Annotated in this window: 9 protein-coding genes; all 9 read left to right on the forward strand. The window is 62.2% G+C overall.

Translation table 11 applies throughout. From position 1 onward, the window contains the following. Positions 1–288: 288 nt before the first annotated feature. Positions 289–1,353, forward strand: a complete 1,065-nt coding sequence (locus PHS32_RS04220; RefSeq protein WP_301077587.1) for a DUF3108 domain-containing protein — start codon at positions 289–291, stop codon at positions 1,351–1,353. A 19-nt stretch (positions 1,354–1,372) separates the two neighbouring features. Then, positions 1,373–2,011 (forward strand): MBL fold metallo-hydrolase, encoded by a 639-nt coding sequence (locus PHS32_RS04225; RefSeq protein WP_301077588.1) that lies wholly within the window; start codon positions 1,373–1,375, stop codon positions 2,009–2,011. Between the two features lie 168 nt (positions 2,012–2,179). Next, the gene (bcsR, locus tag PHS32_RS04230) at positions 2,180–2,641 is read left to right on the forward strand and encodes a BcsR/BcsP family cellulose biosynthesis protein (RefSeq protein WP_366143459.1); all 462 of its coding nucleotides are present in this window, start codon (positions 2,180–2,182) and stop codon (positions 2,639–2,641) included. 119 nt (positions 2,642–2,760) lie between these two features. After that, the gene (gene bcsQ / locus PHS32_RS04235; protein WP_301077590.1) at positions 2,761–3,525 is read left to right on the forward strand and encodes a cellulose biosynthesis protein BcsQ; all 765 of its coding nucleotides are present in this window, start codon (positions 2,761–2,763) and stop codon (positions 3,523–3,525) included. Beyond that, a complete protein-coding gene (bcsA, locus tag PHS32_RS04240; protein WP_301077591.1) occupies positions 3,522–5,750 on the forward strand; it encodes a UDP-forming cellulose synthase catalytic subunit in 2,229 nt (742 codons plus the stop codon). Before bcsQ (PHS32_RS04235) ends, bcsA begins: the two co-directional genes overlap by 4 nt. Further along, a complete protein-coding gene (bcsB, locus tag PHS32_RS04245) occupies positions 5,747–8,065 on the forward strand; it encodes a cellulose biosynthesis cyclic di-GMP-binding regulatory protein BcsB (protein ID WP_301077592.1) in 2,319 nt (772 codons plus the stop codon). Before bcsA ends, bcsB begins: the two co-directional genes overlap by 4 nt. A gap of 44 nt (positions 8,066–8,109) precedes the next feature. After that, complete coding sequence (gene bcsZ / locus PHS32_RS04250; RefSeq protein ID WP_301077593.1) at positions 8,110–9,246, forward strand: cellulose synthase complex periplasmic endoglucanase BcsZ; 1,137 nt, start codon at positions 8,110–8,112, stop codon at positions 9,244–9,246. Positions 9,247–9,287: 41 nt separating this feature from the next. Continuing rightward, the gene (locus PHS32_RS04255; RefSeq protein WP_301077594.1) at positions 9,288–13,268 is read left to right on the forward strand and encodes a cellulose biosynthesis protein BcsC; all 3,981 of its coding nucleotides are present in this window, start codon (positions 9,288–9,290) and stop codon (positions 13,266–13,268) included. A 55-nt stretch (positions 13,269–13,323) separates the two neighbouring features. Next, a complete protein-coding gene (gene bcsQ / locus PHS32_RS04260; protein ID WP_301077596.1) occupies positions 13,324–14,073 on the forward strand; it encodes a cellulose biosynthesis protein BcsQ in 750 nt (249 codons plus the stop codon). Positions 14,074–14,115: the final 42 nt, after the last annotated feature.

Consider the following 14,115-nt stretch of genomic DNA (forward strand, 5'->3'; position numbering starts at 1 on the left):
GCAGTCCATTCAAAAAATTGATTGACCTCACGTCACTGAACTTGCCTGCCGCCTTGCTTTGTCTGTCGAATCAGGTCGATTCACGGGCAGCGGGGAAATCGACCTTTTGTAGCAAGTATCGCACCGTGAGCGGCTTGGGAAAAGGCGCTGTTTGCCTCCCCTTGGAGGCAGGTCCCGGTCCGACTGCCTAAGATCGGACCTATTTACGACGGACAAATTCTTGGCAATCTTCCTTTCAAAGGTGCGAGGCTGGAGACAGTGGTGACGGGCATGCGGCCAAGGCTATTTTTGTTTTTGCTGTTGGTGCTGCTGGGCCATGGGGTCGGCCTGTCCTGGTTACAGCGGCAGTTGCAGGACTTCAAGCCCTTGCTTGCCATGCCCGATCCGCTATTTACGCGGATCATTGAGGCGGTGCCTGCGGCGGTGCCGGTACGGCCGCCCGGCCCCAGACTGCGGCGCCCAGGTATGCCGCCCAAGGATGCCCAGACCCCGGTCAGCGAGGCCCCCTCGGCGGTCGCCACGGCTGTAGATCAGTCTGGGCTGGAATTGCCAAGTGAGACGCCGCAGCCCGAGGTGGCGGTGCCACGCCCGCTGGAAGTTGAACCAGGCGAACGGGAGGCGCCAGCGCTCGAATCCGGACCCGCGGTTCCGGCTCCGGCCGCTCCCGCTTCTGACGATTGGCCCGTCGACACCCGGCTGTCCTACCAACTGAAGGGCTACTACCGCGGCGATCTGTCGGGCAGTGCTCGCGTGCAATGGCAGCGCGAGCAAAGCCGTTACCAGGTTCGGGTCGACTTGAGCATGGCGCTGGTGTTGCGGGTTTCCATGATCAGCCAGGGCCAGACCAGCGCTGCCGGTCTACTGCCAAGCGCTTATGAGGAGCAGTTTCCCTGGAGTCTGCGGCGCCTGGCGTTTGACGGCGACTATGTCCGGTTGCACGACGGCACCCAACTGCCGCAGCCGTCCGCGGTACAGGACACGGCCAGTCAATTCGTTGAACTCAGTCATCGATTTTCAAGCGGACGGGATGAATTGAAAGTGGGTTCCCAGATCAGCCTGTGGCTGGCCCGGCCGCAGGGCATGGCCTGGTGGACTTACGACGTGATCGGGGAAGAGACGCTTGAACTCCCGCAACTCGGGCCGGTGCCGGCGTTTCACCTGCGGCCCAGACCGATTGCCAACCCGACCGGCGTGATCACCGCCGAACTGTGGTTTGCGCCGGCGCTGCAATATTTGCCGGTGCGGGTGCGCATCTCGCTTGGCGCGGACAACTTCGTGGACTTGCTGGTGGAGCGCATCGAACAGGGCGCCAGGCCCGCCGCACCAGAAGGCGAGCAGCGCGTCCAGCCCTAATGCCTAAAATGCGGTGCAGATGCTGCGCTACAAAACCATTCCCGTTACCCCGTTTCAACAAAACTGCTCCATCGTCTGGTGCGACGAGACACTGCAGGCGGCCATCGTCGATCCTGGAGGCGATATCGAGCTGCTGCTGGCAGAAGTAAAGCAGCGGCAACTGACGCTCACGCAGATCTGGCTGACGCACGCCCATATCGACCACGCCGGGGGCGCGGCGGAGCTGGCGGCGCGGCTCGATCTGCCCATCATCGGTCCGCACCCGGCGGACCAGTTCTGGATCGATGGCTTGCCGGGGCAGAGCAAGATGTTCGGCTTTGCGCCGGCCGCCACTTTCACACCGACGCGCTGGCTGTTTGACGCCGACACGCTGACGCTTGGCCGCTGCACCTTGCAGGTGCGGCACTGCCCCGGTCACACGCCGGGGCACGTGGTTTTTTATTCGGCCGAGGCCGGGCGTGCGTTCGTCGGTGACGTGCTGTTTGCCGGCTCCATCGGCCGTACCGATTTGCCACAGGGCGACCACGCGACGCTGATCGCCAGCATCGTCGAACGCCTGTGGCCCATGGGGGATGCCACGGTGTTCATTCCTGGCCACGGACCGGAGAGCACGTTTGGCCGGGAGCGCGCCAGCAATCCGTATGTAGGTGGGACTTAGACAAGTTCTTAGCCGGACCCGGCGGGGTCCGCCTCGGGCGTGTGTTGCCCCGACCCCAAGCCACGACACACGGGCCGGGTTTTGCAGGCTGTCTTATGCCGGGATTGCCCGATAATGCCCCATTGCTTCACACCGGTGCATGAAGCGGATAAGAATAGGAACGTGAAGATGTCCAAGCGTATCGATGATGCCGACGCATTATTTCGGTCCTTTGGGCCCACCGCCGGCGGTTTTCGGGAGTTGAACCGGGACGCGGCTGCGGGAGATGCCGAAAATCGATGGCCCCTGATCAGATCGATGCCGCTTGGCCAGCGCATTACGCTGCCGCCGCTGTCGATGCGGCAAAAACAGGTATGGATGGATCGCCCGAAGCCGTCGGCAGAGCCGCAAGCGCTGGCCTTTTCGCGCCCGACGCAGTCAGGCTACGCCGAAGCTGGAGCAACCGACGCCGGCGGTCCGCGCGGCAGCAACGCAGACCATTGCGGGACTCAAACCTTTGCCAGCCAGGATGGCTTGCACGATGTGTTCCAGCGCCTTGAGGGTGATTCAGGCGGCCGGGCCGCGGACGATAGCCTGAAATCCCTGTTCGATCGTTTGCCCGGTCGCACCCATCGCAGCGCTACCTGGTAACAGACGCTTGCCATGGACCATTTGCAATGCCTGACGCCGACCCCTGACGGCAAGGAAATCCGGACCGCTGGCAAGGGTTCTTTCCCGGACACGGACGGTGGCATCCTGCCTGGAAGTCTATGAGTGTTATCGCCGTTGTTTCCATGAAGGGGGGCGTCGGGAAGACCTCCGTTACGGCGAATCTGGCTGCCGCCATGGCGGCCAGGCTTGGCGAGGGGCAGGTGGCGGCGCTTGACCTGGACCCGCAGAATGCCCTGCATTTGCATCTTGGCTTCGAAGCGCTTCAGCGCGAAGGCGTTTGCCGGCAGTCCTTGCAGCACCGGTATTGGCGCGACGTCGCATTCACCAGCCCGTTCGGCGTCAGTTGCCTGCCCTACGGCAGCGTCAGTGAGGGCGAGCGCGGGGCGTTCGAAAACCTGCTGGCGAGCGAGCCGGATTGGGTCCAAAGGCAGTTGGCGCATGCCGGATTGGGCGACGACCATGTGGTCTTGATTGATCTGCCGCCCGGACCTTCCGTCTATTTGGATCAGGGCTTTGCCTGCGCCGACCTGGTCCTCGTCGTGCTGCTGGCGGATGCCGGGTCCTACTCTACAATTATTGCGATGGAGTCATGGATCAATGAAGCCACCCTTCAGCGCCCGGGTCTCGAAAGCGTGTATCTGTTGAATCAGGTGGACGAGGCGGTGCCCTTGAGCCGCGACCTGGGGGCGGTTCTGCGGCGGCGTCTCGGAGCGCGCTTGTTGCCGATCGGGATTCACCGCGATGAAGCAGTGAGCGAAGCCCTGGCATTTCTACAGCCGGTTTTGTTCTACGACCCGCGCTGCCAGGCGAGCGACGATTTCCAGCGCTTGGCAGCCTGTTTGCTGGAGTCCACAGCACCATGAGCGCACGCTCGTTGCTGTTGCGCTGGCGCGAGAACTGGGGCCTGGGCAAGCGTTCCCGGCTCAATCCGCGCTACCTGTACGGCCTTCTCAATGAGTCCGGCAATCGGCTGGTGGACTGGTCGGCCTGGTCAACCCCGGGGGTGCTGGTGGCAACCTTGTGCGGCAGTGTTGTGCTGTTCATCCTGCTGATCGCGATTCCTTTCTCGCGCGACGAGCAACTTGTTTTTTCCTTGGTCATCCTGGCCGTTTCCCTGTACATACGCCGTTACGTTGGGACACTGGTGACGCTGATTCTGATCGGCTTGTCGGTACTGGCCTCGACCCGCTACCTGTACTGGCGCTTCAGTACCAGCATGCAGATCGATCTGGGTGCCGATTTGCTGCTGGGCCTGGGGCTGCTGGCTGCCGAGTTCTATGCCTGGACCATTTTGATCATTGGATTTTTTCAGACCATCTGGCCGTTGAAACGCAAGCCGGTGCCGCTGCCCGACGATTTATCCCAATGGCCGACCGTGGATATTTTCATTCCGTCCTACAACGAACCGCTGTCGGTGGTCATGCCGACGGTGATCGCCGCGCTGGCCCTGGATTGGCCGCGCGACAAGATGAAGGTGTACCTGCTGGACGATGGACGGCGGCAGGATTTCAAGGAGTTTGCCGCTTCGGTCGGCGTGACCCACGTGACCCGCCCGAACAATTTGCACGCCAAGGCAGGCAACATCAATGCCGCCCTGCCCCAGACGGATGGCGAATTGATCGCCATTTTCGACTGCGATCACATTCCTACCCGGACCTTCTTGCAGGCCACCGTGGGCTGGTTTCTGGCCGACAAAAAGCTGGCCATGGTGCAGACCCCGCATCACTTTTTGTCACCCGATCCGTTTGAGCGCAATCTTGACCTGTTCCGGCGCATGCCCAATGAAGGCGAGTTGTTTTACGGACTGGTTCAGGATGGCAACGACCTTTGGAACGCCTCCTTCTTTTGCGGCTCATGCGCGGTGCTTCGGCGCACCATGTTGCTGGAGGTGGGCGGTGTCGCGGTCGAAACCGTGACCGAGGATGCGCATACCGCGCTCAAGTTGCATCGCCTGGGCTACAACACGGCTTACCTTGGCGTGATCCAGGCTGCTGGGCTGGCGACCGAAAGCCTGTCGGCGCACGTCGGCCAGCGAATCCGCTGGGCGCGCGGCATGGCGCAGATTTTCCGGGTCGACAATCCGGTGCTGGGCAAGGGTTTGCGTTGGCCGCAGCGTCTGTGCTACCTGAACGCCATGCTGCACTTCTTCTATGGTTTTCCGCGCATTGTTTTTTTGACGGCGCCGCTCTCCTATCTGTTTTTCGAGGCGCACGTGATCCAGGCGTCGGCCGACTTGATCGCGGTTTATGCCTTGCCGCACCTGATCCAGGCGAATATTGCAAACTCCCGGATGCAGGGAAAATACCGGCACACATTCTGGGCCGAGGTCTACGAGACGGCGCTGGCCTGGTACATCATGGTGCCCACCACGTTGGCCCTGATCAGTCCGAAATTCGGTCAATTCAACGTCACCGCCAAGGGTGGCCGGGTCGAGCGAGAATATTTCGACTGGAAGATTTCGCTCCCTTACGTCGTCATCCTGGTGCTCAACGTGATCGGGCTGCTGATCGGCATCGGCCGCTTGTTCTGGTGGAACAGCCACGAGTTCGGAACGGTTTTGTTCAACATCCTGTGGACCGTCTACAACCTGACAATTCTGGCGGCGACGCTGTCGGTGGCGCTGGAATCGCGGCAGATCAGACGCCACTGGCGAGTGCAACTGACGTTGCCGGCGATGATCAAGCTGCCGACCGGGCGCACCGTCGCTTGCGAAACGGAAGATTTTTCCGAGGGCGGTCTGGCGCTCAAACTTCCGATCGAGATGGCCATCGACAAGGGGAGCATGGTCAGAATCTCGCTGTTCCGGGGTGATCGGGAATTCACCCTGCCGGCGGAGGTGGTGTTCAATCAGGGCCTGGTATTGCGGACACGGTTCGAGCACATGACGATGGAGGACTACCGGTCCCTGGTCGCGGCCACATTTTCGCGTGCCGATGCCTGGCAGAGCTGGTTGCCCGAGCGCGACATCGACCGACCTTTGAAGGGTTTGCGGGAAGTTCTGTTCGTGGGTCTTGATGGCATTCGCCGTTTCATTAGGAAAGCCGGCATGACTGCTCGGTGGAGGGGATTGGAGACATGGAAGAAATGAAAATTGACGGAGGCTTCGGGGTCTTGCGCCGGCGGTGCCTGAGGCCGGTTCTGGTCACTCTGGCGTTGCTGGTAGTGAGCGTTTTTTCGACCCTGCCGAGCGAGGCGAAATCGCGTAAGGCGACCGCCAGTGCCGAGCGGCCAAGCGCGCCTGCTGACCCGGCGTCGGTGGTCGGCGCCGGCCCAAAACAGCGCGTGGTGTCGTTTACCTTCAAGCAATTGGGGGCCGTGACGCCGATCCGCTTGCGCGGTGTCGAGGGCGCCGCGTCGCTGCCGTTTTCGATCCGATCGGACGAGGTGGTAACCGCCGCCAAGCTCAAGCTTGGCTATTCCTATTCGCCGTCCCTGCTGGCCGAACTAAGCCATCTCAATGTCATGCTGAACGGGGAGGTGTCGTCGGTGATCGCTTTGCCGCGTGAGAAAGGTCTCGCCAACACGCGTGAAATCGATCTTGATCCGCGCCTTTTCACCGATTACAACAAGCTTCAGTTTCGCCTGATCGGGCACTACACCTACAAATGTGAAGACCCGCTGCATACCTCGCTGTGGCTGGAACTCAGCAATCTGGGCCAACTCGAACTGACCTTGGCGCCGCTGGCCCTGGCCAACGATCTGAAATACCTGCCGCTGCCATTTTTTGACAGACGCGACAATGCCACGCTGAAATTGCCGTTTGTATTCGGCGCCGCGCCTTCCTTCGGCACACTCAGGGCGGCCGGCGTCCTGGCTTCCTGGTTCGGTGGCCTGGCGAGTTATCGGGGGGCGCGCTTTCCGACCCTGCTGAACACCTTGCCGGAGGGCAACGCCGTGGTGTTTCTTCAGGGCGGCGAGAAGATAAGCGGTCTGCATGGGGCTGCGGGGGCAACCGTTTCGATCGAACCGCACCCCACCAATCCAGGCGCCAAGCTGCTGCTGATCACGGGCGACAACGATGAGGAGATGATGCGCGCGGCGCGTTCCATTGTCCTGGGCAACGGGATCCTCGGTGGCCAGCGCGTCACCGTGACGCAGGATGTCGAACCACCGGTGCGCAAACCCTACGATGCGCCGGCCTGGGTGCCCACTGACAGGCCGGTGCGTTTTGCCGAATTGGTGCCACAGGAAGAACTGCAAGTGCAGGGTTTTTTCCCGGACGTGATACGGGTAAATTTCCGCGTTACCCCGGATCTCTTCACCTGGCGCAGCCCGGGCGTGCCGCTCGAATTGAAATACCGCTTCACCGCCTTGCCGTTCAATAAGAGCTCCAGCCTGAATGTCAACATCAACGGCGACTTTGTGCGGGCCCTGGCGCTCGACGAGTCGGGCAAGAAGCTGGAGGGCAAGGATTTGCTGCGCTTGCCGCTGCTGGACAAGAATCTGGCCTTGCGCGAAGACGTGCTGTTCGTCCCGCCGTACCAGGTCGGTGGCCGCAACCAGCTGCAGTTTCACTACTACTTTGAACTGGTCAAGGAAGGCGAGTGCCGCGACTCGCTGCCGGACAACCTGCAAGGTGCCATCAACCCCGAGTCGACGCTGGATTTCAGCGGCTTTCCGCATTACAGCGCCTTGCCCGATCTGGCCACTTTCAGCAGGATCGGGTTTCCCTTCACCCGCCTGGCGGATTTGTCCGAGACCGCCGTCGTGCTACCGGAGCAACCCAATGCGGATGAAATCGGTGCTTACCTGGTGTTGATGGGACGCATGGGCGAAGCCACCGCTTACCCGGTATTGCGGCATGCGCTGGTCTCGGCTGCGGAGGTGGAGAAAGTCGCCAACCGCGATCTGCTGGTCATCGGTTCGGCGCAGGACCAAAGCCTGATGACGAAATGGGCCGACCAGTTGCCGTTGCTGCAAGTCGATGGTGAACACCGATTGCGCGAGCCGGACATCTTCCGGCGCGCGGTCTATCGCTGGGAGGAGGAAGATGTGCAACTGACGCCCTTCCCCGAAGGTAGCTTGAAATTGAAGGGCGGTGGGGATCTGGCAAGTTTGATGGCGTTCGAGTCGCCGCTGCTGTCAAGGCGCAGCGTCGTCTTGCTGTATGCCGACAAGTCGGCCGACCTGGCGAAAATCGCCGATGCCATGTTTGACTCCGAGCGCGTGAAGAACGTGCAAGGCGACTTCGTGGTGGCGGACGAGAAAGGCGATAGCCATGCCAAGGTGGGCAAGACCTACTATGTAGGGTCCTTACCCTTGACCCTGCATTTGCGCTGGATATTTTCCAAGCACCCGCTGCTGGCCAGCTTGCTGGGGATTCTGATTGCAGTGTTGCTGGCGACCATTGCCTATCGGACCCTGCGCCGCATCGCCGCCCAGCGCTTGGGGAAGAAAGCTTGAACCAGGCCCGGTTGCCACAGCCGGCCGGTCGATGATCGGGTTGCATGTATTCGCGTCGACATTTCATTTCATCGGTCGCGGCGCTGGCCGGCCTGCCGAGCGCGGTCGGCGCCGCACAGCCAAACGCCTGCAACGAATGGTCTGGCTGGAACGCTTTCAGGGACAAGTTCATCCAAGCCGATGGGCGTGTCATAGATTTTTCAGCCGATGGGCAGTCGACCTCGGAAGGCCAGGCTTACGCCCTGTTTTTCGCCCTGGTCGCCAACGACAGACCGACTTTTGAGCGCTTGCTCGAATGGACCCGCTCCAACCTGGCGGGCGGCGATCTTTCCAGCCGTCTGATGGCCTGGAAATGGGGCCAGCGGCCCGATGGCAACTGGGGGGTGATGGATCGCAATGCGGCCAGCGATGCCGATCTGTGGCTCGCCTATGTGCTGTTTCAGGCGGCGCGGCGCTGGCACGACAAGAGCCTGCGCGCCATGGCCGAGCTGATGCAGGCCCGGATCGAAAAAGAACTGGTGGTACAGGTTGCCGGGGTCGGCCCGGTGCTGTTGCCAGGGCCTCAGGGTTTCGCGCTGAAAGCCGGCGGCTGGAAGCTCAATCCCAGCTATCTGCCGTTGCCGGTGTTGCGCGGGCTGGCCAGTGAAGTGCCGTCCGGGCCGTGGAGTTCCCTGGCCAAAACGACACTGACCCTGTTCGAATCGGTGACGCCGCGGCGCCTGGTACCGGACTGGGTCGCGGTCTGGCCGGAGCGGGGCTTCATGCTGGATGCCGAACTGGGGTTCGAGGGCGGGCATGAGGCGATCCGAACTTACCTGTGGGCCGGCATGATGTCCAGGCAGGACCCGGACCGCGCCCGTTTGCTGGAGCGGATGAAGGGCATGGCGGCACTGGTCGATCAACTGCTGGTTCCACCGGCCCGGGTCGATGCTTTTTCCGGGCAGGCGCAGGGCAACAGTCCGGCCGGCTTTTCCGTTGCGTTGCTGCCGTATCTGGACGCCGTGGGTGCGAAAATCTCGGCTGAACGGCAGCGGCTCCGAATTGTGGCGATGGGCGGAATTCCATCGGTCTATTATGAGCAGGCGCTGGGTCTTTTTGCGCAGGGTTGGATCGAGCAACGGTTTCGATTTGCAGCCGATGGCCGACTTGATTGGGGAATGACTGCGACATGCAAAAAATGACTGGGTTTGGCAAGCGGAGCTGCTTGCTTCTGGTGTTTGGGTTGGTCCTTCAGTCCGCCTGGTCGGCCGACGATCTGGCGGCACGCCAACTGGTGGAGCAAGCGCGTTATTGGCAACAAAACGCCCGTGACGATCTGGCGGCCGACGCCTGGCGCAAACTGCTGCGCGCCGATGCGAATCACCCCGAGGCCTTGATTCGACTCGGCATCATCGAGGCGCGCGCCGGGCATGCGGCGCAGGCCGGGGAGCTTTATCGGCGGGCGGCGCAACTGCCGTCGCCGCCGGCCGGACTGGCCGACCTGGAGACCGCATTGAAGGCCGGGAAAAATGCGCCGGTCATCGACACTGCACGCAAGCAGGCGCAGGCCGGTCAAGCGGAAGAAGCGGTAACCAGCTATCGCAGTGCGCTGGGCACCAGCAAGCCAAGCGGGCCAATGGGCCTGGAGTACTACCAGACTCTGGGTGCCACCCGCGGCGGCTGGGAAGAGGCGCGTCGCGGTCTGGAGGAGTTGGTGCGCGGCAACCCCGGTAATCAGCGCTATCAACTGGCGTTGGCGCAGCATCTGACCTATCGGGAGTCCGGGCGGCGTGAAGGCATCCGCCGGCTGACTGCCCTGAGCCAACAGCAGCCGGCCGATCCGGAGATTCAGAAAAGCCTGCGCCAAGCCCTGGCATGGCTCAATGCACGGCGCGGCGACCGTGCCATGTTCACGGCTTATCTCTCTCGTTATCCGCAGGATGAGGAGATACGGCAACGCTTGGCGTTGCTCGATCGTCCCGCGTCGACGGCTGGCAAAAAGGCGCGGGAGTTGCCCAATCAAGTAGGTTTTCGCCTGTTGGCGCAGGGCCAGGTCGAAGCGGCGGCGGAGCGTTTCCAGGCGGTCCTGGCGAAACACCCGCATGACGCCGATGCCTTGGGCGGACTCGGAACGGTTCGCTTGCGCCAACAGGCCTTCGCTGCGGCTGTGGGCCTGCTGGACCAGGCCATGCAGAGTGATCCACGGCACGCGGCGCGCTGGCAACAGGCGCGCAACAGCGCCCACTATTGGACCCTGTTGCAGCAAGTGTTGAAGGCCCGGCAGGCCGGCCAATTGCTCGAAGTCGAAGACAAGTTGCTGGAAGCGACACGACTCGACGACAAGCAGGTTTTGGGTCAAGTGCTGCTGGGCGATTTGTGGCTGGAAAAGGGGCAGTTGCCCAAGGCTGAAGCGATCTACCGTTCGGTACTCAAGACCTCCGACCCCGATCCCGGTGCGTGGCGGGGTTTGATTTCAGTGCTGATGCAGAGCGCACGGGAGCGCGAGGCGCTGGCCATGATTTCCTCGCTGGATGAGGCGACGGCGGCGAAGGTGGGAGGGGTCAATCAGTTGAAGGCCGCCGCGCTGCTGAAGCTGGCCGAGGCCGACGAGCGCGCGACCGACTACCAGGGCGCTGTCGGAAAACTCGAAACCGCCTTGTCGCTGGACCCCGCCAGTCCCTGGGTAAGGCTCGCTTTGGCGCGCCAGTACCAGCGCCAGGGTGACGGCGCCAGAGCCGACGCCACGCTCGATACGCTGCTGCAAGCCAAGCCGGAATTGGTGGACGCATTGCATGCGCGTGCCCTGCTGTACGCGGAGCAAAAACGCTGGCCGGACAGTCTCAATACGCTGGAACGTATTCCGGTGGCGGCACGGAGCGCGAAAATTGTCGAGGATCAGCGCCGCTTCTCGGTCAACGCACAACTTCAGCGCGCGCAACAGTTGCTCGAACAAGGCAATCGGCAAGCCGCTGAAGCGGCGATCCGACAAGCGCAAGCGGGCGCGGGTCAGGATGCTTCGCTTCTGGTGCTGGTGGCGGCCGGTTGGTCCAAACTTGGGCAGGCCGGCGAGGCCTATCGTTTGATGCGCGAAGTCGTCAAGAGTGCGCCGCCGGAAAATATCGACGCCCGTCTTCAGTACGCCGGCATTCTGCTGGATACGCAACAGGATGTTGCGCTGGCCGGTGTATTGCGCGACTTGGCTAAAGCGCGGCGCCTGACCGCGGTGCAACAGGAAGACCTGAACAAGCTCATCCTCGCCTACACCTTGCGCCAGGCCGATGGACTCAGACAGGCCGGTCGATTGGCGCAAGCCTACGACACCTTGCGCCCGGCACTGGAGCAATCTGACGATCCACGCCTGCTGATGGCGCTGGCGCGGCTCTACAACGACGCGGCCGAGCCGCAGAAGGCGCTGCTGCTGGCCGAGGGTGTGATTGCGCGGGAACCGAATGATTTGGAGCATCGCCTGTTTGCCAGCGGCGTCGCGCTTGGTGCCAAGGCACCCGACAAGGCGCTGGCCCATGCCGAAGCGGCGCTCAAAATTGCGCCCGGCAACCCGCGTGCCCTGGCGGCGGCCGGGCGGGCCGAGCGGGAACGTGGCAACGCGCGCCAGGCCCTGGCGTATTTTGAAAAAGCGCAAGCGCTCGAGCGTGCCGCGCTGGCCCCTTCCGGGCGGGCCGGCGCTGTGGCGTTCAATGATGCGCCCTCGCCGGCAGTGCTGGCGAGCAGCAACGCCTGGAAGGACCAGCCCTTGCCGGGCCGGTTCAAACTCGACGGAAAGCGCCAGGGCGTCGAACGCGGGGCGCCGGGCAGCTATCCCGCGGCGTCGAAGGATGCGCAGGCCGGCCTGCTGCCAGTTCCGGAGATCGCCGCCAGTGCGGGCAGCGGAGATTCCTTGATCCTGACGCCGCAGTTGGCGCTGCCGCCGGCCAATTTGCCGGTACCGGCGGCCCTCACCGCCGGGGTTGGCCCGCAGAGGCGGGTGGCCACCGGACCGGTGCCGCCAGCCGCAGTGCCAGCGGCGACACAGGGCAACGCCGGCGAGCCAGCGTTGGCTGAGGAAATCGACGCCATCAAGTTGCGGCTTGCCACCACCATTGACGGCGGCATCGTTTTTCGCTCGCGCTCGGGCGAGTCCGGGCTGGGGCGCTTGAACCAGGTCGAGATTCCGGTCGAGTTGACTATTCCGATCGACCAGAACGGAACCTTTACGCTGCGCTTGACGCCCACCCTGCTGAGCCCCGGGGCCTTGAATGGTCTGGATCCCGGCACCACGGCAAAGATCGGGTCGGCCGCCCTCGGGCCGCTCGTCAGCAACCTCAATCTGGTGCCGGAACAGGACGCCAGCGGCCTGGCCATTGCGGTCGGCTATCGCGATGAAAACCTGGCCCTCAATATCGGTACCACGCCGCTCGGTTTCCTGGTCAGCCATGTGGTGGGCGGACTGCGCTTTTCCAGCCAGCTTGACAGCCTGACCCTGAGAGGCACCTTGAATCGCGCTGCCGTAACCGACAGCATGCTTTCCTACGCCGGCATGCGGGACCCGCGGACGCAGGAAGTTTGGGGTGGTGTCGTCAAGTCGGGCGGGCAACTCGGTTTCACCTACGGCGGCGACGAGAGTGGTGTCTATGCCGACCTGGGCGGCGCGACGCTGACTGGGCAGCGGGTCAAGGACAACACCGAATTCGAAGCCGCTCTGGGCGCTTACTGGCGTGTCTACCAGACCCCCGACAGCAAGCTGACCCTGGGTCTGAATTTGACGGCGCTGGCCTATCGCGACAACCTCGGGTTTTTCACGCTGGGACATGGCGGTTACTTCAGTCCGCAGCAGTATTTCAGTCTTGGTGTTCCGTGGGACATGGCCGGACGGCGCGGCGCCCTTTCCTATCAGGTAGGTGGCGAACTGGGGGTTCAGAAATTCTCGCAGGACCGGGTGGCGTACTTCCCGAATGATCCAAGTCTGCAGAATGCCTGGGTGGCCAAAGCCGGTGCCACCTATCCCACCTACTATGAGGCCGAATCGGGTTCCGGCCTCGGCTACAAGCTGCATGGTGCGTTCGAGTACCAGTTGACGTCAAAATTTGTCCTGGGGGGACGCCTGGGGTTTGAGAACAGCCGAAACTATGCCCAGCAAACCGGCATGCTTTATCTGCGCTATGCGTTCGACGGATTTGCGCAACGCGTCACGTTTCCACCGCGCGCCCTGATGCCGCCTGCTCCTTGAGTCTGCGCATGAAGCCCATGGTATGCAAACACGATAGTCTTGGCGGCCTGAAGCGATGCAGGTAGTCGCCTTCATTTCGGGCAAGGGAGGGGTCGGGAAAACCACGTTGGCGGCCAACGTGGCGATCGCGCTGGCTCAGAAAAAGAGGCGGGTGTTGCTGATTGACCTGGATATGCAAAATGCCTTGCGCCTGCATCTGGGCATGGATCCGGGCGATATCGCGGGCATTGCGCGGGAGGGCATTTCCTCCAAATCGATATTCAAGAGCCCGTTTGGCGTCAAATTCATTCCGTTCGGTATCGTCCTGAAACATGAACTGGAGGAATTCGAGGCGGTGCTCAAGCAGGATCCGCACTGGGTTCGTGATCGAATTTTTTCGCTTGACCGGCGCGCTTTTGATTTTGTCATGCTCGATACGCCACCGGGTCCATCGGTCTATCTCCAGCAAGCCCTGTTGGCGGCGCACCATGCACTTGGCATTGTGCTGGCAGATGCGGCGTCGTTTGCGACGGTGCCACGACTATTTTCGCTGGTCGAAGAGTACACCAAGGCGAACCGGCATTTTGCAGGTTTCAAATTGCTGGTCAATCAAATCTCGGAGCAAAGCGAGTTGGGCAACCAGATGCGTCTGGCGTTGCGGGCGGACTATGGCAAACGGATCGTTCCGATATCGATTCACCATGCGCAAGCAGTGTCCGAGGCCCTGGCCTTCGAGCAACCGGTGTTGAAATATGACGCTGCCTGCAAAGCCAGCCAGGATATTCAATACCTGGCCGACTGGTTGCTGACAAACACCGAGCCGTGAACGCTTTGGGAAGAGTCTCGCGCCAGACGGTTTCCGCCGCTC

Source organism: Rhodoferax sp., from assembly GCF_028714215.1.
Lineage (GTDB): Bacteria > Pseudomonadota > Gammaproteobacteria > Burkholderiales > Burkholderiaceae_C > Rhodoferax.